General features: G+C 73.8%; 14 protein-coding genes and 1 pseudogene. 13 read left to right on the forward strand and 2 right to left on the reverse strand.

Annotation, left to right across the window (positions count from 1 at the left end; all coding sequences use genetic code 11):
- Positions 1 to 98: 98 nt before the first annotated feature.
- The 4 genes from D7318_RS20120 to hflX all read left to right on the forward strand — a co-directional run bounded on the left by D7318_RS20120 (position 99) and on the right by hflX (position 5,575).
- A complete protein-coding gene (locus D7318_RS20120; RefSeq protein WP_120698519.1) occupies positions 99 to 635 on the forward strand; it encodes a hypothetical protein in 537 nt (178 codons plus the stop codon).
- A 30-nt stretch (positions 636 to 665) separates the two neighbouring features.
- The gene (dapF, locus tag D7318_RS20125; protein WP_120698520.1) at positions 666 to 1,568 is read left to right on the forward strand and encodes a diaminopimelate epimerase; all 903 of its coding nucleotides are present in this window, start codon (positions 666 to 668) and stop codon (positions 1,566 to 1,568) included.
- A gap of 181 nt (positions 1,569 to 1,749) precedes the next feature.
- On the forward strand, positions 1,750 to 3,879 hold the full coding sequence (locus D7318_RS20130) for a RelA/SpoT family protein (RefSeq protein WP_120698521.1): 2,130 nt from the start codon (positions 1,750 to 1,752) through the stop codon (positions 3,877 to 3,879).
- Between the two features lie 211 nt (positions 3,880 to 4,090).
- Positions 4,091 to 5,575 (forward strand): GTPase HflX, encoded by a 1,485-nt coding sequence (hflX, locus tag D7318_RS20135; protein ID WP_230423917.1) that lies wholly within the window; start codon positions 4,091 to 4,093, stop codon positions 5,573 to 5,575.
- A gap of 79 nt (positions 5,576 to 5,654) precedes the next feature.
- Here hflX and D7318_RS20140 read toward each other — a convergent pair whose 3' ends face one another.
- Complete coding sequence (locus tag D7318_RS20140) at positions 5,655 to 6,245, reverse strand: TetR/AcrR family transcriptional regulator (RefSeq protein WP_183091524.1); 591 nt, start codon at positions 6,243 to 6,245, stop codon at positions 5,655 to 5,657.
- Between the two features lie 547 nt (positions 6,246 to 6,792).
- On the opposite strand from D7318_RS20140, the pseudogene D7318_RS34985 reads away from it, so the two are divergent.
- The 5 genes and pseudogenes from D7318_RS34985 to panD form a co-directional block, all read left to right on the forward strand.
- Positions 6,793 to 7,122, forward strand: a pseudogene (locus D7318_RS34985) (AAA family ATPase); the annotation flags it as partial.
- Positions 7,123 to 7,188: 66 nt separating this feature from the next.
- Positions 7,189 to 9,615 (forward strand): helix-turn-helix transcriptional regulator, encoded by a 2,427-nt coding sequence (locus D7318_RS20145; protein ID WP_230423920.1) that lies wholly within the window; start codon positions 7,189 to 7,191, stop codon positions 9,613 to 9,615.
- 228 nt (positions 9,616 to 9,843) lie between these two features.
- Entirely contained in the window at positions 9,844 to 10,638 is a 795-nt protein-coding gene (locus D7318_RS20150; RefSeq protein WP_183091525.1) for a thioesterase II family protein, read from the forward strand.
- 294 nt (positions 10,639 to 10,932) lie between these two features.
- The gene (locus tag D7318_RS20155) at positions 10,933 to 11,769 is read left to right on the forward strand and encodes an AfsR/SARP family transcriptional regulator (protein ID WP_120698589.1); all 837 of its coding nucleotides are present in this window, start codon (positions 10,933 to 10,935) and stop codon (positions 11,767 to 11,769) included.
- Between the two features lie 23 nt (positions 11,770 to 11,792).
- The gene (gene panD / locus D7318_RS20160) at positions 11,793 to 12,215 is read left to right on the forward strand and encodes an aspartate 1-decarboxylase (RefSeq protein ID WP_120698526.1); all 423 of its coding nucleotides are present in this window, start codon (positions 11,793 to 11,795) and stop codon (positions 12,213 to 12,215) included.
- An 85-nt stretch (positions 12,216 to 12,300) separates the two neighbouring features.
- Here panD and D7318_RS20165 read toward each other — a convergent pair whose 3' ends face one another.
- Positions 12,301 to 13,509 (reverse strand): trypsin-like serine peptidase, encoded by a 1,209-nt coding sequence (locus D7318_RS20165; protein ID WP_120698527.1) that lies wholly within the window; start codon positions 13,507 to 13,509, stop codon positions 12,301 to 12,303.
- A gap of 293 nt (positions 13,510 to 13,802) precedes the next feature.
- Here D7318_RS20165 and D7318_RS34075 point away from each other — a divergent pair, with 293 nt between their 5' ends.
- The 4 genes from D7318_RS34075 (at position 13,803) to D7318_RS20185 (ending at position 20,366) form a co-directional block, all read left to right on the forward strand.
- The gene (locus D7318_RS34075) at positions 13,803 to 15,764 is read left to right on the forward strand and encodes an IucA/IucC family protein (RefSeq protein WP_230423922.1); all 1,962 of its coding nucleotides are present in this window, start codon (positions 13,803 to 13,805) and stop codon (positions 15,762 to 15,764) included.
- Positions 15,761 to 16,468: a GNAT family N-acetyltransferase gene (locus D7318_RS34080; RefSeq protein WP_230423923.1), complete on the forward strand. Its 708-nt coding sequence runs from the start codon at positions 15,761 to 15,763 to the stop codon at positions 16,466 to 16,468. The genes D7318_RS34075 and D7318_RS34080 overlap by 4 nt, the downstream gene beginning before the upstream one ends.
- Before the next feature lie 126 nt (positions 16,469 to 16,594).
- Positions 16,595 to 18,286: an IucA/IucC family protein gene (locus D7318_RS20180; RefSeq protein WP_120698591.1), complete on the forward strand. Its 1,692-nt coding sequence runs from the start codon at positions 16,595 to 16,597 to the stop codon at positions 18,284 to 18,286.
- 82 nt (positions 18,287 to 18,368) lie between these two features.
- Positions 18,369 to 20,366, forward strand: coding sequence for an ATP-dependent DNA helicase (locus D7318_RS20185; RefSeq protein ID WP_120698529.1), 1,998 nt, complete (start codon positions 18,369 to 18,371; stop codon positions 20,364 to 20,366).
- Positions 20,367 to 20,377 lie beyond the last annotated feature (11 nt).

A 20,377-nucleotide genomic window follows, 5' to 3' on the forward strand; every position in this document is an offset into this window, starting at 1 on the left:
CATCGGGACGCTCCAAGCGGACGGGACCGGTCCCCGGGCGTGCCATCATCGAGCGATGTCGCAACCGTGAAGCCGTTGAGTCTGGAGGGCGCGTGGCGATGGAGGCCGGCCCTCGTGAGAGCAACGGAACGACGGAGGGTGTGCCACCCCGTCGGCTTCCGGACGACGAGACACTCGCGGCCCTCACCGAGGCCGCGCCCACCCCGGAACCGGAAGCGGACGAGATCGTGGACGTCGGGACGCTGGATCCCGTGGAGACCGGCGAAGCCGTCGAGATCATCGACGAGTTCAACAAGGACGAGTCCTATGCCGACCTGCGTCCGCCCCGTCGGCTGCGGCTCTCGCTGGTCGCGCCCATCGCGCTGCTGAGCCTGCTCGGCTCGCTCATGTTCGCCTTCCCGCTCGCCTTCGCCTTCGACGAGGCGGGCGCGGTCGTCGCCATGCTGGGCCTGCTCATCGGGTGCAGCGCCGCGGGCTGGGGCATGATGGCCGCCCGCCGCGTCGGCTACACCTGGCCCGGGCTGCCGCCGCGCGGCTCGGGCCGCCGCCCCGACTGGCGGCTGCTCGCCCTCTACGGCCTCGGCTTCTCCGTGCTCGCCGTGCTCGCCGTCCTCCGGGTGGCCGCGCTGCGCTGAGTGTCGTCACCACGCGTTACGCTCGGGCAGGTGGGCACCGCACAGCAGCCCGTGCCGTTCCTCAAGGGGCACGGCACGGAGAACGACTTCGTGATCATTCCCGACCCGGACGACCGGCTCGACCTCTCGCCCGCCGCCGTGGCGCGCCTGTGCGACCGGCGCGCGGGGATAGGGGCCGACGGCCTGCTGCGCGTCGTGCGCGCCACCGGCGAGGCCGAGTGGTTCATGGACTACCGGAACGCCGACGGCAGCCTCGCCGAGATGTGCGGGAACGGCGTGCGGGTCTTCGCGCGCTACCTCCAGCGCGCCGGGCTCGCCAAGGGCGAGGGCGGGGACCTGCCCATCGCCACGCGCGCCGGCGTGCGCCGGGTGCGTTTCGAGGACGACGGGGACATCACCGTGGCCATGGGCGCGGCCGCGCTCCCCGGTGGCCCCGCCGAGTCGGTCACCGTCACCGTGGGGGAGCGCAGCTGGCCCGCGCGCCACGTCGACATGGGGAACCCCCACGCCGTGGCGTTCGTCGCCTCGCTCGCGGACGCGGGCCCCCTGCGCGAGGCCCCCGCCGTCAGCCCCGCCTCCGCGTACCCGCAGGGGGTGAACGTCGAGTTCGTGGTGGACCGAGGGCCGCGCCATGTGGCCCTGCGGGTGCACGAGCGCGGCTCGGGCGAGACCCGCTCGTGCGGCACGGGGGCGTGCGCGGTCATGGTCGCCGCGGTCAGGCGCGACGGGCTCGACCCGGCGGCCGATGGGCGCGCGGTCACCTACACGGTGGATGTCCCCGGGGGCCGGCTGGTGGTCACCGAGGAGGCGTCGGGCGCGGTCACCATGAAGGGGCCCGCGGTGATCGTGGCCGAAGGGACCCTGGACGCCGAGTGGTTGTATCAATCCTGGCCCCATCAGGCTCACATTTCAGCCACGTTTCCCAGAACATAAGTCACTCGAATGGGTGATCCACCACGATAGGGGCGGACGTCGGCGGGTGGGGCGTGGTGGGCTCGGTAGCATCAAGCACCGGCGCCGCTGCGGGACCACGCGGGAAGATCCACGCCGATCGACCCAGGTCGATCGACCTCGGCCGCGGACCGGTCACAGGACCGCGGGAGGTGCCCACCCCATGAGCGCAGAGGCGACCACGCCGGGCGACGCCGCCCGCGAACGCCGGGGCCACCGACGAGACGTGCTGAGGCTGCGCCAGCTCGGCCGCGCCGCCGTCATCCGCTCCACCGTGCGCCACCGGCTGCCCGACGCCATCGAGCACGTCGCCCAGGCCCACCGCCGCCACCACCCCCGCGCCGACCTCGACGCGCTGCGCCGCGCCTATCTGCTGGCGGAGTCGGCGCACCGCGGCCAGTTCCGCAAGAGCGGCGAGCCGTACATCACGCACCCGCTCGCGGTCACCCTGATCCTGGCCGAGCTCGGCGCGGAGACGACCACGCTCACCGCATCGCTGCTGCACGACACCGTCGAGGACACCGAGGTGACGCTCGACCAGGTCCGCGCGGACTTCGGCGACGAGGTCGGCCACCTCGTGGACGGCGTCACCAAGCTGGAGAAGGTGGAGTACGGCGCGGCGGCCGAGCCCGAGACGTTCCGCAAGATGCTGGTCGCCACCGGCAGCGACGTGCGCGTGATGTCGATCAAGCTCGCCGACCGCCTGCACAACATGCGGACGCTCGGCGTCATGCGCCCCGAGAAGCAGGCCCGCATCGCCCGCGTCACGCGCGACGTGCTGATCCCGCTGGCCGAGCGGCTCGGCGTACAGGCCGTCAAGAGCGAGCTCGAGGACCTGGTCTTCGCCATCCTCCACCCCGAGGAGCACGCGCGCGCCCAGGAGTTGATCCGCCGTCACTCCGCGGGCCCCGACCCGCTGGCCGAGGCGGCGGACGCCGTCCGCGAGGTGCTGCGCGAGGCCGGGATCGCCGCCCAGGTCGTCACCCGCCCCCGCCATGTGCTCTCCGTCCACCGGGTCAGGCTCAAACGGGGCGAGCCGGGGCCCTACGACTACGGCCGCCTGCTCATCCTCGTCGCGGAGAACGCCGACTGCTACGCCGCGCTCGGCGAGCTGCACACGTGCTTCACGCCGGTGGTCTCGGAGTTCAAGGACTTCATCGCCGTCCCCAAGTTCAACCTGTACCAGTCGCTCCACACCGCCTTCGCCTTCGGCGGCGGGCGGATCGCCGAGGTGCTGCTGCGCACCCACGCGATGCACCGCGTCGCCGAGGCGGGCGTGATCGTCCTGGGCGACCCGCACCGCGCGGGCGAGGGCGACGCGGGGGCCGAGGAGGAGCGGGTCGACCCCACCCGGCCGGGATGGCTCTCCCGGCTGCTCGACTGGCAGCGGCAGACGCCCGACCCCGACACGTTCTGGACCGCGCTCCGCGACGAGCTGGCCAAGGACCGCGAGATCACCGTCTTCGGCGAGGAGCCCGGCTCGGGGCCGCTCCAGCTCCCCGTCGGCGCGACGTGCGTCGACGCGGCCTACGCCCGCCACGGCGACGCCGCCCACGCGTGCCTCGGCGTGCGCGTCAACGGGCGGCTGGCCACGCTCCGCACCGTCCTGCACGACGGCGACACCGTGCACCTGCTGCTCGCCCCTGACGGCAGCTCGGGGCCTTCGCCCGAGTGGCTCGAGCACGCCACCACCCCCGCCGCCCGGATCCCGATCCGGCGGTGGCTCGACAGCCGCGAGGCCAGCGGGGGCGATGCGGGCCCCGAGCCCGCGCCGCACCACGGGCAGGCCGCGGGCGCCCTGGCCCCCGTGGCACGCCGCGCCGCCGCCGACCCCGCGGACCGGGCCGCCGCGATCGTGGCGGACGTGCCGGGCGCCCCGGTGCGCCTGGCACGTTGCTGTACGCCCGTGCCGCCCGACGGCGTGCGCGGCTTCACCGTGCGTGGCGGCGCCGTCACCGTGCACCGCGAGGACTGCCCGACCGCGGTCAGGATGACCGCGGCGGGCCGCCGTCCGCTCCCGGTGACCTGGCGCTCCGAGTCCATCGGCTGCCGCGTCACGCTGCACGCCGAGGCCCTGGGCCGCCCCGAGCTGCTCGCCGACCTCACCGAGGCGCTGGCCGCCCATGGCGCGGCCGTGCTCGCCGCCGAGGTCGAGCCGCCGCGTGAGCACCGCGTGCGGCACACCTACACGCTGCGACTTCCCGACTCCGCGGGGTTGCCGCGCCTGATGCGCGCGATGCGCCGCGTGCCGGGCGTGTACGACGTGACGCGCGCCGCGCGCCTCCAGTCCTGAGCCCCGCGCCCGCGCTGCGCGCCCCCGCCTTCCCGGCCGCGCCACCGCTTATCGGGGTGACGGCGGGCGGTCGCCGTGCCACCATGGCCATGCGCGGCCGGGAATGTTCCCGATCGCCCGGACGTTGAGGGGCGTGACGGTTCACCCTCGATGTGCCGCACCCGCGGAGGCCGTTCGGCTCAGCCGCGTTCCCCGACTCATAAGGACTGCATTGACCTTCTCTTCCCTTCCTCAGGACCACCAGCTCCGCAGCACCGGACGCCGGGCCGACGCCCTGATGGATGAGGACGTCACCCCGGGCGAGTTCGACCACGTGGACGGCGACCAGTTCGACCGCGACGACCGCGCCGCGCTGCGCCGCGTCCTGGGGCTCTCGACCGAGCTCGAGGACGTCACCGAGGTCGAGTACCGGCAGCTGCGCCTCGAGCGCGTCGTGCTGGTCGGCGTGTGGACCTCGGGCACCGCGCGGGACGCCGAGCTGTCCCTGGCCGAGCTGGCCGCGCTCTCGGAGACCGCGGGCGCCCTGGTGCTCGACGGCCTGATCCAGCGCCGCGACAAGCCGGACCCGGCCACCTACATCGGCTCGGGCAAGGCGCAGGAGCTGCGCGACATCGTGGTGGAGACCGGTGCCGACACCGTCGTGTGCGACGGTGAGCTGAGCCCGGGCCAGCTGATCCACCTGGAGGACGTCGTCAAGGTGAAGGTGGTCGACAGGACCGCGCTGATCCTCGACATCTTCGCCCAGCACGCCAAGTCCCGTGAGGGCAAGGCGCAGGTGTCGCTGGCCCAGATGCAGTACATGCTGCCAAGGCTGCGCGGTTGGGGTCAGTCGCTCTCCCGCCAGATGGGCGGCGGTGGCTCCGCGAGCGGCGGCGGCGGGATGGCCACGCGCGGCCCCGGTGAGACCAAGATCGAGACGGACCGGCGGCGGATCCGCGAGAAGATGGCGAAGATGCGCCGGGAGATCGCGGACATGAAGCACGGCCGCGAGCTCAAGCGGCAGGAGCGCCACCGGAACAGAGTGCCGTCCGTCGCCATCGCCGGATACACCAACGCCGGGAAGTCCTCGCTGCTCAACCAGCTGACCGGCGCCGGAGTCCTGGTCGAGAACGCCCTGTTCGCCACGCTGGACCCGACCGTGCGCAGGGCGACCACGCCGAGCGGGCGCACGTTCACGCTGGCCGACACGGTCGGCTTCGTGCGGCACCTGCCGCACGACCTGGTGGAGGCGTTCCGCTCCACGATGGAGGAGGTCGGCGAGGCCGATCTGATCCTGCACGTGGTGGACGGCGCCCACCCGGCGCCCGAGGAGCAGCTCGCCACGGTCCGCGAGGTGATCAGGGACGTCGGCGGGCACGACATCCCCGAGATCGTCGTCATCAACAAGGCGGACGCCGCGGACGAGTTGGCGTTGCAGCGGCTGCTGCGGACGGAGAAGCGGGCGATCGCCGTCTCGGCGCGCACCGGGCTCGGCATCGAGCAGCTGCTGGAGTGGATCGACACCGAGCTGCCGCGCCCCGCGGTGGAGCTGGAGGTCCTGGTGCCCTACACCGAGGGCGGCCTGGTCTCCCGGGTGCACGCGGAGGGCGAGGTGCTGGCCGAGGAGCACACCGGCGAGGGCACGCTGCTCACCGCCCGGGTGCACGAGGAGCTGGCCGCGCTGCTCGAGCCGTACGCCCCTGCCGTCAGCGGCTGATCGACGCGCCACGCGCCCGAAGGGGCCGCCTCCCGCGCAGGGGGGCGGCCTCTTCGGCGTCCCCGGTGGCCCGGGCCGCTCAGCGTCGAACGGCGGGTGCGACGCCCGCCGGGTCGGCGGCCAGCCCGCGCAGGATCAGCTGCGCCCAGCGCCGCCGCGCCGTCCTCGGCAGGTCGTCGCCCGGCAGGTTGGTCATCGCCAGCATGAGGTCGGCGGCGGTCACGTCGGGGTGCAGCGATCCCTCGGCATGGCCCGCCGCCACGATCCTGGCCAGCACGGCCCCGCTCTTCTCCGCGAGCCGGGGGTCGGCCTCGATGCCGCCGAGGTTGCCCACGGCCGCCTTGATGGTGCGGTCGACCCCGGCCGCCTCGCTGATCCGCTCGGTGAGCACGGTGAGCTCGGCGAACGCTCCGCCACCCGCCTCGATGCGGGCGACCGCCTCGTCGAGCGCCGTGAGGATCCGGTGCACGAGGTCGGCGACGATCGCCTGGATGAGATCGGCCTTGGTGGGGAAGTGCCGGTACAGCGTGCCGACCGCCACACCGGCCTCGCGCGCGATCTCGTCGATGCCGACGGCCTCGCCGTGCGCGGCGAGCAGCGAACGCGCCGCGCGCAGGATGTTCGCGCGGTTGCGCGCGGCGTCCGCGCGCAGCCGGTGCGGTGCGCTCACGGGGCAACCTCCGTCCTGGGAAGTGCCCATGAGGATGCCACAGCCGGGCGCGCCGGGTGGCCGAGATCGAACGCCGGGCGGCGGGGAGCGCGGGGGCGGCGCGCACGGATGGGGAGCCCCGGGGTCGCGAATGCGAACACATCGGCGTTCACCGCTGACCTGTCCGGAGTCGTCCACCCCGCGGGGTGGATTACTTCCCCCCGTCATCCCCGCGTCACAGCGGTGGTGCATACTAGTCGGACCTTAGGCTCTGGGTGCGAAATGTCGACACTCGAAGCTGAATTCGAAAGTTAAACAACTGAAGTGCAGTAGACGCTGGTGAAACGGGCGTGTATCTCCCGTGAAGCTCTTGGGGCTCACGGGGTGAGGAACGCCGGGTCCGGCGGGGTGTTCGGGGGATCACCATGTGTGACCTGCCTCCATGCCCTTGACCGTTCTTGGGTGGACCTCGTGGCCAGGTGCGCGCTCATGCCCGCTGAAGGGTGATGTTACCAATCAGTCACAAGGGGGATGAGTGGTAATGGAGCTTGTCGAGCGCACCAAGGAAATGAGAAGTCTGGATCAATTTCTCGGCGAGGCGGACGCGGGCTCGGGAAAAGCCGTTTTAATTTCGGGACCCGTCGCGACGGGAAAAACGGAACTCTCGGTCGCCTTTTCGAGAAAGGTGGCCGAAGCGGGCGCGCGGGTGATCAACGCCTTCGGTTCCGCCGAGGAACGGGATATACCGCTTGCTGTGCTCCGGCAACTTGCCGTTGACATCACTCGGGATGAGGCCGCCGATCCCTACCGGCTGACGCGCGCCATTTCCGGCCAGTTGCTCGATGCCGCCGGCGGGTTGCCGCTGCTGGTGGTGATCGACGACGTACACTTCATCGACAGCGCGTCGCTCCACGGGGTCCTCCAGCTCATTCGCCGGATCCGCACCGAGCGCGTCATGCTCCTGATGACGCACGCCGACCACCCCACGCCGACCGTTCCCGCGCTCCACGCCGAGCTGCTGCGCAGTCCCCACTGTCACCGCCTGACCCTCGCCCCGCTCTCGGCCGACGGGGTGGCCGAGCTGCTGGCCAGGGACGTGGACGCGGAGCGAGCCGCCCGGTGGGCGAGCGACTGGCACGCGCTGACCGGCGGCAACCCCCTCCTCCTGCGGGCGTTCCGCCAGGAGTCGCTGGGCGCGGGCGAGAGCGGCTCGCTCACCGCGCGCCCGGTCGCGGGGGAGACGTTCACCGATGTCGCCCTGGCCTGCCTGCACCGCAGTGGCGCCATCGCCCTCGACGTGGCCCGCGGCATCGCGGTGCTCGGCCACGACGTCACCGCCGACCTGCTGGCCAGGCTGCTCGGCGCCGACCCGGTGGAGCTGCACCGCGCGGTGCGCATCCTCAACTCCGGTGGCTTCCTGGAGTCGTTGCGCTTCCGCCACCCCGCGGTGCGCGCCGCCGTGCTCAAGGACCCCGCCTTCGACCGGCTGACCGCCTGGCACCACGCCGCGGCCGAGCTGCTCGAGGCCGAGGGCGGGACGCCGGACCGGGTGGCCGAGCACCTCGTCGCCGCCGACCGCGCCGACGCGCCCTGGAGCATCTCCGTGCTCCTCGACGTGGCGGCGGAGGCCCTGCGGCGCAACGACGGGAAGTTCGCGCTGCGCTGCCTCGAGCTGGCCCACCGGGAGAGCCCGCCGGGGCCCGAGCGCACCGAGATCGTCGGCATGCTGGTGCGCGCCGAGTGGCAGGTCAGCCCGGCCCGCGCGCACACCTACCTCGCCGAGCTGCTCGACATCTGGCGCGAGCACGGCCTCCCCGACCGCGAGGCGCTCACGGTCGTCAAGGCCCAGCTGTGGCACGGCCGCACCGCCGAGGCCGTCGAAGTGCTCAAGGGCACGGGGGAGTTCCCGGTGGACGGGGACGCCGCCACCGACCTGGCGGGCCTGCGGAGCTGGGTGCGGGCCTCCTACCCCGACCTCTTCCGCGACATCGAGTCCCTCTTCGAGCGGCGGCTGACCCATGGCGCCGACGTCAGCGTCATCTACGAGCCGCCGCCGCCCGTGCCGCCCCTGGCCACCGCGCCGCCCGGCGCGGCTCCGGGCTCCCCGCCCGCGGACGCGTCGAAGGGGGCGTCCGACCGGGCCCTGGTGCGCCACGCGGAGAGCGTTCTGCGGAACTACCGCATGGGCGACTGGTGGATGGCCGCGCCGAGCGCCGCGATCCTCGACCTGGTCTACGCGGACCAGCCGATGCGCGCCGAACGCTGGTGCTCGCGGCTGCTCCAGGAGGCCGAGTCCCGGGGGATGCGCGGCTGGCGCGGCCTGATCCACGCCATCCGCGGCGAGATCGCGCGGCGCGGCGGCCGGATCCTCCAGGCCGAGGAGAGCTCACGCGCCGCGTTCGACCAGGTCCCGCCGCGCTCGTGGGGCGTGATGGTGGGCCTGCCCCTCGCCAACCTGATCGGCGCCGCCACCGCGAGGGGCGCGCACGAGGAGGCCGAGGCCCACCTCGAACGCTCGGTGCCCGAGGCGATGTTCGGGACGCGGTTCGGCCTGCACTACCTGGAGGCCCAGGGCCACCACAACCTCGCGGTCGGCCGCCCCCAGGCCGCGCTGCGTCACTTCCTCATCTGCGGCCGCCGGATGGCCGGTTGGGACATGGACGTGCCCGTCCTGATCCCGTGGCGGACGGGCGCGGCCGAGGCCCTGGTGCGGCTCGGCGACCGGGCCGGGGCGCTGCGCCACCTCGACGAGCAGCTGGAGCGGCCGACCGGCTACCACCCCCGCATCCGCGCGGCGGCGCTGCGGGTGCGGGCCTCGGCCGTGGAGTCGCGCCGACGCGTGTCCCTGCTGAGGGAGGCCACGGAGCTGCAACGCGACTGGCGCCACGACTTCGAGCTGCTGCGCGCCCTCGCCGACCTCAGCCACGCCTACCAGCACATCGGCGAGCAGCACCTGGCCCGTACCACGGCGCGCCGGGCGTGGCACCTCGCGGAGCGCTGCCGCGCGGAGCCGCTGGCCCGCCGCCTGCTGCCCTCCTATGCGACGGGCCAGGTGCCGCCGCCGCAGCGGGACGGCGCCGACGGCCCGTCGGGGCAGCGGGAGGAGCACGGGCGGGAGAACGCGCGTGAGCGGCGCGCGGAGTCGGGCGCGACCGTCGAGGCGGGTCAGGACGGCGCGCAGGAGAGCGGCTCGGACGCCGTCCTGAGCGCCGCGGAGCTGCGGGTGGCCGAGCTGGCCTCGCTCGGCCACACCAACCGCCAGATCGCGGGGAAGCTCTACATCACCGTCAGCACGGTCGAGCAGCACCTCACCCGGGTCTACCGCAAGCTCAGCGTCTCCCGGCGGGCCGACCTGCCCGACCGCCTCGGCGTGCGGCGCTGCGAGGCATGACGCGGGGCCGCGCCCACCGCGGCGCGGCCCCGCGTTTCCCAAATTTGTATCTCAATTGTTCATGCGGCGAGTAAAGAAACCGGAATTCGAGCCCTTTCAGCACCCCTTGCGACCGCTTCTAGGGATCCTTTAGGGCGGTCGGTCATGATCGGGCATGACTCACCGGGCCCTTCGCGCACAACGGTGCCGTTCCCGCGTGTCCTCGATAAGGTCTCCTGGAGATCCCACATGTTGACCTTCGCCCAGGCCACTCGCACCCCTTACCTCCCTCAGGCACCCGATCTCCGGGCGCCGTTGCGCCTGTTCTGCTTCCACCACGCGGGCGGCACCGCGGCCGTTTTCTCCGGGTGGCAGCGCCTCATCGGCGACGGCATTTCGGTGGTGCCCGTGCAACTGCCGGGCCGCGCCGAGCGGTCGGGGGAGCCGCGCCCCGGCGGGCTGCCCGAGCTGGTCGCCCGGCTCGACACCGAGCTCGACCCCTGGCTCGGCGCACCCCACGCCTTCTACGGCCACAGCGTCGGCGGTCTCGTCGCCCACGCGCTCGCCCGCCACCGCGCCGCGGCCGCCCGTTCCGTGCCCGAACGGCTCGTGGTCGGCGGCTGCTTCGCCCCGCACCGCCCCCACGTGGCGCGCGCGGTGACCGAGCTGGGCGAACGCGACCTCGCCCGCTGGCTCGTGCGCCTCGGCGGGGTCTCCGCCGCCCTGCTCGAGTACCCGCAGTGGCTGCGTGCCGCCGTGGCCCTGACCCGCGACGACCTGGCGCTCGCCGCCCACGCCGACCCCGGCCCCCTCGACCCGCTGCCCTGCCCCGTGGACGTCTTCACGGGTGAGAACGATCCGCAGGCGCGCGAGGGCGAGCCGCACGAGTGGGCGCGGTACACCAGCGGTGAGTTCTGCGCGCGATGGTTCCCCGGCGGGCACTTCTTCCCCTGGGACGCACCGGCCGCGTTCCTCGACCACCTCGGCGCCCGGCTCACCGCGGGACGGCGCACGGAGCGCGCAGGGGTCGCGACGGCGCGCTGACGGCGACCGTTCCGAAAGATAGGGGTGTGGCGTACCCCACAGGCCGGGCGCGGGCCCCGGCGCCCGGCACCCGCGACCCACCGCCCCCACCCTTCCCGACGACCCGCGCGAAACGGGCGCGCGCGTGCCGTCCGCGGCGCGGGTCAACCCCCTACGGCCTCCTAGCGCGACGTGCCCACCTCCCGCGCGCCGCCCGTCCGCCTCCGCACGACCCGCCCCGAACCGACGGCGTTGGCTAGCGTGGAGTACGGCTCAGTCGCCATGGCCGATCTGTCGGACAAACGGGGAAGGCTGATGAGATACGAGATCCTGGGTCCGCTGCGTTTCACGGGCGAGTCGGGCCCCTCCTACATAGGCGCCCGCAAGGTCGAGACGCTGCTGGCCGCGCTGCTCATCCGGTCGGGGCAGGTCGTGGCGAGCGGGCGGATCAAGGAGGAGATCTGGGGCGGCTCCCCGCCCAGGCGCGCCTCCGCCGCCGTGCACGTCTACGTCTCGCAGCTCCGCAAGATCCTGGCCGCCGCCGCGCCCGTGCCCGTGGGCCCGATCGTGACCCGGCCGCCCGGCTATCTGCTCCAGCTCGACGAGGACGACGAGCTGGACGTGCGGACGTTCGAGGAGCGCGTCGCCCTCGGCCGCGTCCTGGTCCACGAGGGGCGCCACGACGAGGCGTGCGTCGTCCTCAAGTCCGCGCTCTCCCTGTGGCGCGGCCCCGTCCTGGTCGGCGTCTCCGGCGGCCCGCTGATCGGGGCGTTCGTCGGCGCGGTCGAGGACGCCAGGGTCGAGTGCCTCGAGCTGCTGATGGACGCCCAGCTGACCGTCGGGCGCCATCGCGAGGTGGTCGGCCAGCTCCAGACGCTCAGCGGCGAGCATCCGCTGAGCGAGGTCTTCTACCGGCAGCTGATGCTCGCCCTCTACCGCTCCGAGCGGCAGGCCGAGGCCCTGCGGGTCTACGACACCGCCCGCGGCGTCCTCCACGGCGAGTTCGGACTCGAGCCAGGCCAGCCGCTGCGCGACCTCCAGCGGGCCATCCTGCTCGGCGACCCCCGCCTCGAACACCCGTCCGCCTCCACCTCCCCGTTCGGCCGCATTAGCATGATGGCGTCGGCACGTATCTCTCCCGTGAGAACGTGACCTCGAACCCAGGAGGGGCGCTCGTGTTGCGCACCATGTTCAAGTCCAAGATCCACCGTGCCACGGTGACCCAGGCCGACCTGCACTACGTCGGCTCCGTCACCGTGGACGCGGACCTGATGGCGGCGGCCGATCTGCTGCCGGGCGAGCAGGTCCACATCGTCGACATCGACAACGGCAGCCGTCTCGAGACCTATGTCATCGAGGGCCAGGCGGGCTCGGGCGTCATCGGGATCAACGGCGCCGCGGCCCATCTCGTCCAGCCCGGCCATCTGGTGATCCTCATCAGCTACGCCCAGGTCGACGACGCCGAGGCCCGCGCGATGCGGCCCAAGGTCGTCCACGTCGACCGCGCCAACCGCGTCGTGGCCCTCGGCTCCGACCCGGGCGAGCCCGTCCCCGGCGGTGACACGGAGCGCGGCCCGCTGGCCATGTCGCGCGGTTGACGGGCGCGCGCACGCGCCACGCGCCGGGGCCCGGCGGTCGGATCCGACCGCCGGGCCCCGGCGCGAGTGTCGCGGGAGGCGGGCCTCAGCTCTGCGAGCTCACGTAGTCGAAGACGTCCCGCGCCTCGGTGTCCAGGCGCGGACCCGCCAGCCACGTGCTCTCCAGCGGGCCGATGGAGTTGACCGAGACCAGCTCGGGCCCGCCCGCCTCGTTGGTGCGCAGCCACGGGCCGCCGGATGAGCCACCGGTCATCGTGCAGCCCGCCCAGTACATCACCGGCATGCCGGCGTCGATCGTCAGCCGGCTCGGGTAGTCCACGCACATGTGCATCGTCGCGCCGTCGAAGGGCGGGGCCGCGGGGAAGCCGTAGAGCGTCACCGCGCCCAGCTCGGAGACCGCGGGGGCGTCGAAGTTGACGTCGAGCGCGGAGCCCACCGTCTCCTCGAGGGAGGCGCCGCTGCCGTCCTCGGGCGTCACCGAGAAGACCGCGAAGTCGCCGTGCGCGCCGTTGCCGCCCTCGGCGGTGCCGTTGTCGATCCAGTACTGGGTGGTGGAGACGAACTCCGCCCAGTAGACCCCGTAGGGCGCGACGTCCTCGGGCGCCGCGGTGGCGAGCTGGTCGGCGGACAGGCCGTTGTTGTTGTAGGCGGGGACGAACGTCAGGTTGCGGTACCAGCCGCCGCCCGCGCCCGCGTGCACGCAGTGCCCCGCGGTGGCCACCAGGTTCGACCGGCCCGGCGCGGCCGGGTCCTTCACGACGGTGCCCGAGCAGACCATCGGGCCCTCGGGGCTGTCGAAGAAGACCTTGCCGATCGGGGCGCCGTTCTGCGTGTACGGCGTCGCGACGGGCTCGGCCGTGACCGGGGCGGGCTCGGGGTCGGTGATGCCGCGGTCGCCCTCGGGGCTGTCGACCTCGGGAGGATCGACGTCCTCCTCGATCTGGTCGTCGTCGATGGACTGGTCGGGCTGCTCGGCGTCCTCCATGCGGTCCGGGTCCCACAGGCCCTCGATGATCGGGTTGATGTAGTCGCCGATCTCCCGCAGCCAGTTCTCGCGGTCCCAGTCCTCCCAACCCCCCTCGAGCCACGCGTCCATGTCGAAGTCGAACGGCAGGTTGTCGATCAGGTCCTGGAGCTGGTCGCCCCCGGCCTGGGCGTCCTCGCTCGGCTGCGAGCCGTCGCCGTCAGAGCCGCCGTCGTCGTTGCAGGCGGTCGCGGTGAGCGCGAGCGCGGCGGCCATCGCGGTGGCTGCCAAGGCGACGCGGCGACGGGGTCGCCTGCGTATCGATGACATGGGTGCATTCCCCCTGGTATGTGCCATGAGTTGTGGATCGCGGTGCCTTGCGGCGTCCGACATGGGAGGTGGGCCACCACTATGCCGGTGCTCAACTGGACGGCCGCAGGCGGGTCCCCGGTTCCGCGCGCCCCCCTCGGGGCGAGAGCCCGCCAAAGGATCTTCGCGCGGACCGTGATCGGCGGGCCCCCGCGTCGTTACCACGGATGGAGGAACGCCCCGGCGTTGAGCATCAGGCCACGAAGGAGGAGGCGCCGCCGTTCGGTTCGTGTCGGGCGCGGTGCCACACACGGATGAACGCACGTCCCCGTCCCGAGCGGAAGCCCTCCCGGGAGCGCCAGCCGGTGCGCCACCGGCTCGCCCGGCTCATGGACCCGCCCGCCCCGCGGCGCGCCCACCCCGACGCGGCTCCCGACGCTTCCCCCGCCGCACCCCACGACGGCCGCGCCGAGCTGGCCGCGGGTGACCCGCTCGAGCAGCACGACCCCGCGCTGGCCGCCGACGCCGCCACCGTCGAGGGGCTGCTGCGCTGCTGGGTGCGCGAGACCGGGGCCGCGCGCCCCGTCGACGGCCACCTGCGGCTGCCGCTGCCCGCCTCCGGCACCGCGCTCGGCGTTCCGGTGCGGTACTGGTCGGCGACCGGCCTGCACCGCTTCGGCCCGGTCGCCCTCGAGGGGGCGCAGGGCGGGGCGCGCCCCGTGGACGCGGTGACGCTGGCCGCGCTCCTCGCCAGGGAGGCCGCGGCAGGGGACGCGGCGGGGCGCGCGGTGGCCGAGGCCACCGACCTGGTCGGCCGGGTCGCCGACTCGGCCGCGAGGACCGCCGCGTTCCTCGCGCACTGGCGCGCCGACCCCGCGCCCGCGCCGCACGGCAGCCCGTTCCTCCACGCCGAGCAGTCCCTCGTGCTCGGCCACCCGCTGCACCCCACGCCCAAGAGCCGCGAGGGGCTCGCGGGGCAGGAGGCCGAACGCTGCTCGCCCGAGCTGCGCGGCCGCTTCCGGCTGCACTGGCTGGCCGTCGACCGCGCGGTGCTCGCCGCCGACTCGGCATGGATGGAGGACGGCTCGGCCGTGCCCGCCGAGGAGCTCACCACCCGGCTCGCGGGCCCGGGCCTCGCGCTCCCCCCGGGCACGGCGCCGCTGCCCCTGCACCCGTGGCAGGCCCGCGACGTGCTGCACCGGCCCGAGGTGGCCGCGCTGCTGAACGCCGGACTGCTCACCGACCTCGGCGAGCAGGGCGACTTCTGGTATCCCACCTCGTCGGTCCGCACCGTCCACAGGCCCGGCGCGTTCGCGATGCTCAAGCTCTCCCTCGGACTGCGCATCACCAACTCCCGCCGCGAGAACCTCCGCAAGGAGCTGTACCGCGGCGCCGAGGTCCACCGCGTGCTCGCGTCGGGTCTCGCCGCCGAGTGGCGGGCGGCGTTCCCCGAGGGGCCGGGGTTCGACATCGTCCGCGACCCGGCCTGGCTCGCGGTGGACGGCACCGAAGGGGCGCCCGTCGCGGGGCTCGACGCGCTGCTGCGGCAGAGCCCGTTCGGCCCCGACGACGACGCGCTGTGCCTGGCCGCGCTGACCGGCCCGCGCCCCTGGCCGGGGCGGCCCGAGCGCGAGCTGCGCTCCCGCCTGGCCGATGTCGTCCTCACCCTCGCCGCCAGGACGGGCCAGGAGGTCACGGCCGTCGCCGAGGCGTGGCTGACGCGGTATCTGCGGGTGGTCGTGCGGCCGCTGCTGTGGCTCGACGCGCACGCGGGCATCGCCCTCGAGGCCCACCAGCAGAACACCCTGGTCCTGCTCGACGCCGACGGCTGGCCCGCGGGCGGCAGGTTCCGCGACAACCAGGGCTTCTACTTCCGCGCCTCGCACCGCGACGCGCTGGAGCGCAGGCTGCCGGGCATCGGCGAGCGCTCCGACACGTTCGTCACCGACGAGGTCACCGACGAGCGGTTCGCCTACTACCTCGGCATCAACCACCTCCTCGGCCTCGTCGGCGCGTTCGGCGCCCAGCGGCTCGCGGACGAGGAGCGGCTGCTCGCCCTGGTCAGGGGCTTTCTCGAGGGGGAGGACAGGGCCGCGTCAGGGGGCCCGCTCTCGTCGCTCGTCATCCGGCTGCTCGAGTCCGAGACGCTGCCGTGCAAGGCGAACCTGCTGACCCGCCTCCACGGCCTCGACGAGCTGGTCGGCCCGGTCGACGGCCAGTCGGTCTATGTCTCCCTGCCCAACCCCCTCGCCGCCGCCCGCGGGAGAGACGCGTGACCGCCCCGGGCGCCGAGAGACCAGGCGCGGCCGATCCCGGCGACCCCGATCCCGGCGACCCCGACCTCGAGGACACCGCCGACCTCGACCTCCCGCCCGACCTCACGGGCGCCCCTCCGCCCTATGCCGCCGAGTGCCACCCCCAGCCCGCCGAGCTGCTCGACAACCTCCCCGCCTGGGGCCCGACGCGCACCGACGCGGGCGTCCTCCAGCTCGTCCCCGTGTGCCTAGACCGCGATCTGGCGCTGATCGCCGGGTGGATGAACGACCCGGTGGTCGACGCCTCCTGGGCGCTCGCCGGTCCGCCCGAGCGCACCGAGCGGCACATCGCGCGCCAGCTGGGCGGCGACGGCCGCAGCGTGCCGTGCCTCGGGGTGCTGGACGGACTGCCCATGAGCTACTGGGAGATCTACCGCGCCGACCTCGACCCGGTCGCCCTGCACTACCCGTGCCGCCCCCACGACACCGGCATCCACCTGCTGATCGGCAGCGCCGAGGACCGGGGCCGCGGCCTCGGCTCGGCGCTGCTGCGCGCCGTCGCCGAGCTGATCCTGCGCCACCGGGGGCGCTGCCGACGGCTCATCGGCGAGCCCGATGTGCGCAACGCCGCCTCCATCGCGGCGTTCGAGAGCGCGGGTTTCACCAGGAGCGGCGAGGCCGATCTCCCGGAGAAGAGGGCCGCCATCCTGCTCAGGGACCGCTGACCGACACGAACGCACACCCGCCATGCCGACCCACACCGTCACCCACCGAAGGAAACCACCGAAGGAGACCCCGTGGCCGTCACCGAGACCCAGTGGCACCGCGCCTCCCGCGCGCTGCTCGCCAAGATGCTCGCCGAGTTCGCCTACGAGGGCGTCATCACCCCCAGAGCCGACGGCTCGCCCCCCGACGCCTACCACCTGCCCGTCGCCGACGACCTGGTCTACCGCTTCAGGGCCAGACGGGGAGCCTATGGCCACTGGCGCATAGACCCGCGGTCGATCACCCCGACCGCGGACCCCCTGGAGTTCATCGCCCGTGCCCATGACACGCTGCTCGCCCTCTCGGGCGACACCACGGGCCACCTCATCCGCGAGCTGACCGCGACGCTCAGCGCCGATGTCGCGCTCGCGACCGGCGCCCTCGACGCGGCCGGGCTCGCCGACCTCGGCCACGCCGAGCTCGAGGGCCACCAGACCGGCCACCCCTGGCTCGTCGCCAACAAGGGCCGCCTCGGCTTCTCCACCGCCGACGCCGCGCGGTGGGCCCCCGAGGCGCGCGCCCCCCGTACGCTCCCGTGGCTCGCCGTCCACCGCGACCTGGCCCGTTACCGCGGCATACCCGCGCTGGCCACCCCCGACCTGCTCTACGCCGAGGAGCTGACGCCCGGGGTCCGCGAGGCCTTCGCCGCCGCGGTCGCCGCCCGCGGCCGGAATCCCGCCGACCATCTGTGGCTGCCGGTCCACCCCTGGCAGTGGGACGAGACGATAGCCCCGCTCTACGCCCCCCAGATCGCCGCCGACCTGATCATCCCGCTCCCCACGGACGGGGACCTGCGGCTCCCCCAGCAGTCGATCCGCACGTTCACCAATGTGTCCAGGCCCGAGGCGCGCGGCGTGAAGCTCCCGCTCTCCATCCTCAACACCCTTGTCTGGCGCGGCCTCCCCACCGAGCGCACCCTCGCGGCCCCCGCGGTCACCGCGTGGATGCAGGGCGTGCGGGCGGCCGACCCGTTCCTCGCCGACGAGACCCGGGTCATCCTGCTCGGCGAGACCGCGTCGGTGACCGTCGAGCACCCCCTCTACGACCGGCTCCCCGCCGTGCCCTACCAGTACCGCGAGCTGCTCGGCTGCATCTGGCGCGAGCCCATCGGGCCCTTCCTCGACCCGGGCGAGCGCGCCCGCACCCTCGCCGCGCTGCTCGGCGTCGACCCCGCGGGGCGCTCCCTCACCGCCGAGCTGGTCCACCGCTCCGGTCTGGCCCCGCACGACTGGCTGCGCCACCTCTTCGCCGCGCTGCTGCCGCCGCTGCTGCACTTCCTCTACCGGTACGGAACGGTCTTCTCGCCGCACGGGGAGAACGCCCTTGTGGTCTTCGACGAACGCGACGTCCCGGCGCGCCTCGCGGTCAAGGACTTCGTCGACGACGTCAACCTCAGCGCCGAGCCGCTGCCCGAGCTGGACGAGATCCCGGCGCGGGTGCGGCAGGTCCTGCTCACCGAACCCCCGGGCTTTCTCACCCAGTTCATCCACTCGGGGCTGTTCGTCGGCGTCTTCCGCTACCTCGCTCCCCTGTGCGAGGAGCAGCTGTCCGTGCCCGAGGCCGACTTCTGGTCACTCGTCAGGGCGGAGATCCTGCGGTACCACCGGCGCTTCCCCGAGCTGAAGGCGCGCTTCGAGACGTTCGACCTGCTCACGCCCCGGATCGAGCGCCTCTGCCTCAACCGGAACCGCCTGCACCTCGACGGCTACCGGGACCGCTCCCAGCGCCCGCACGCGGCCGTCCACGGCACCGTCCCGAATCCCCTGCACGCCGCGTGACCCCGGTCCCGCCCCCGGTGCGGCCGCCCGGTCGTCCCGCGCGTCGCCGAGTGTCCGACCCGCCGCGTAGGGTGGCTCGCCTATGACTGCCACATCCGGGGACCCCACCCTCACCGAGCTGCTGCACACCGCCGTCGCCGCCGTGGGAGGCAGCGAGCGACCTGGTCAGGTCGCCATGGCCGAGGCCGTTGCCCGAGCCATCGAGGACGGCACGCATGTGCTGGTCCAGGCCGGGACGGGCACGGGGAAGTCGCTGGGCTATCTGGTGCCCGCCATCGCGCACGGTGACCGGGTGGTCGTGGCGACGGCGACCCTCGCCCTGCAACGGCAGCTGGTCGAGCGGGACTTGCCGCGCACGGTGGAGGCCCTGCACCCGCTGCTGCGCCGCCGCCCCGAGTTCGCGACGCTCAAGGGCCGGTCGAACTATGTGTGTCTGCACCGCCTCCACGAGGGCGTCCCGCAGGACGACGAGGAGGGGTTGTTCGACCAGTTCGAGGCCGCGCAGGCCGCCGGGGGGCCGACCAGCCGCCTGGGCAAGGACCTGCTGAGGCTGCGGGAGTGGTCGGACGAGACGGAGACCGGGGACCGGGACGATCTGACGCCCGGCGTCTCGGACCGGGCCTGGTCCCAGGTCTCCGTCTCGTCGCGGGAGTGCCTGGGCGCCACGCGGTGCGCGTACGGCGCCGAGTGCTTCGCGGAGGCGGCCAGGGAGCGGGCGAAGCTCGCCGAGGTCATCGTCACCAACCACGCGCTGCTCGCCATCGACGCCATCGAGGGCGCCCCGGTGCTGCCGGGGCACGAGGTGCTGATCGTGGACGAGGCGCACGAGTTGGTCTCGCGGGTCACCGGCGTGGCCACGGGGGAGCTGTCACCGGGCTCGGTGAACCGGGCGGTCCGCCGGGCGGCCAAGATCATCGACGAGAAGGCCGCGGACCAGCTCCAGACGGCGGCCGAGACGTTCGAGCGGCTGATGGAGCTGGCGCTCCCGGGGCGCCTCGAGAAGATCCCCGAGGACCTGGGGTATGCCCTGGCGGCGCTGCGGGACGCCGCGCGGGCGGCGTTCACCGCCCTGGGGAACACACGGGACGCCTCCGTCTCGGACGAGGACGCGGTGCGCAAGCAGGCGCTCGCCTCGATCGAGACCGTGCAGGACGTGGCCGAACGGATCGTGCAGGGCTCGGAGTTCGACGTCGTGTGGTTCGAGCGGCACGACCGGTACGGGGCGTCGCTGCGGGTCGCGCCGCTGTCCGTCTCGGGGCTGCTGCGGGAGAAGCTGTTCGCGGAGCGCTCGGTCGTGCTGACCTCGGCGACGCTCAAGCTCGGCGGCGACTTCAACGGCGTGGGCGCCTCGCTCGGCCTGGCCCCCGAGGGGCAGCACGGCGAGGAGATGCCCGAGTGGAAGGGCCTGGACGTCGGCTCGCCCTTCGACTACCGCAAGCAGGGCATCCTCTATGTCGCGCAGCACCTGTCGACGCCCGGCAGGGAGGGCAGCCGCACCGACATGCTGGACGAGCTGGCCGAGCTGGTGGAGGCGGCGGGCGGGCGGACGCTCGGGCTGTTCTCCTCGATGCGGGGGGCGCAGGCGGCGGCGGAGGAGCTGCGGGGGCGGCTTGATCTGCCGATCCTGCTCCAGGGCGAGGAGACGCTTGGCGAGTTGATCCGCACCTTCGCGGCGGACGCGCGGACCTGTCTGTTCGGCACGCTGTCGCTGTGGCAGGGCGTGGATGTCCCGGGGCCGAGCTGCCAGCTGGTGGTGATGGACCGGGTGCCGTTCCCCAGGCCGGACGATCCGCTGGTCAGCGCGCGGCAGAAGGCCGTGGAGGAGGCCGGCGGGAATGGCTTCATGGCGGTGGCGGCAACGCACGCGGCGCTGCTGATGGCACAGGGCGCGGGCCGTCTGGTGCGGGCGACGGGGGACCGCGGCGTGGTCGCGGTGCTCGACCCGAGGCTGGCGAAGGCGCGGTACGGGAGCTTTCTCCGCGCCTCCATGCCGGACTTCTGGTACACCACCGACCGGAACCAGGTGCGCCGCTCCCTGGCCGCGATCGACGCGGCAGCGCGGTCTGCCGCCGCGTCGTAGTCCTCGGGGTC

Origin of the sequence: Streptomyces radicis, from assembly GCF_003626575.1 — a bacterium.
Lineage (GTDB): Bacteria > Actinomycetota > Actinomycetes > Streptomycetales > Streptomycetaceae > Streptomyces > Streptomyces radicis.

Bases quoted from the DNA above. Each gene is read 5' to 3' on its own strand.
- D7318_RS20155 (WP_120698589.1), top strand. From the start codon at position 10,933: ATGAGATACGAGATCCTGGGTCCGCTGCGTTTCACGGGCGAGTCGGGC.
- D7318_RS20150 (WP_183091525.1), top strand. From the start codon at position 9,844: ATGTTGACCTTCGCCCAGGCCACTCGCACCCCTTACCTCCCTCAGGCA.
- D7318_RS20185 (WP_120698529.1), top strand. From the start codon at position 18,369: ATGACTGCCACATCCGGGGACCCCACCCTCACCGAGCTGCTGCACACC.
- D7318_RS20145 (WP_230423920.1), top strand. From the start codon at position 7,189: ATGACGCACGCCGACCACCCCACGCCGACCGTTCCCGCGCTCCACGCC.
- D7318_RS20165 (WP_120698527.1), bottom strand. From the start codon at position 13,509: ATGTCATCGATACGCAGGCGACCCCGTCGCCGCGTCGCCTTGGCAGCC.
- D7318_RS20180 (WP_120698591.1), top strand. From the start codon at position 16,595: ATGCTCGCCGAGTTCGCCTACGAGGGCGTCATCACCCCCAGAGCCGAC.
- D7318_RS34075 (WP_230423922.1), top strand. From the start codon at position 13,803: ATGAACGCACGTCCCCGTCCCGAGCGGAAGCCCTCCCGGGAGCGCCAG.
- D7318_RS20130 (WP_120698521.1), top strand. From the start codon at position 1,750: ATGAGCGCAGAGGCGACCACGCCGGGCGACGCCGCCCGCGAACGCCGG.
- D7318_RS20120 (WP_120698519.1), top strand. From the start codon at position 99: ATGGAGGCCGGCCCTCGTGAGAGCAACGGAACGACGGAGGGTGTGCCA.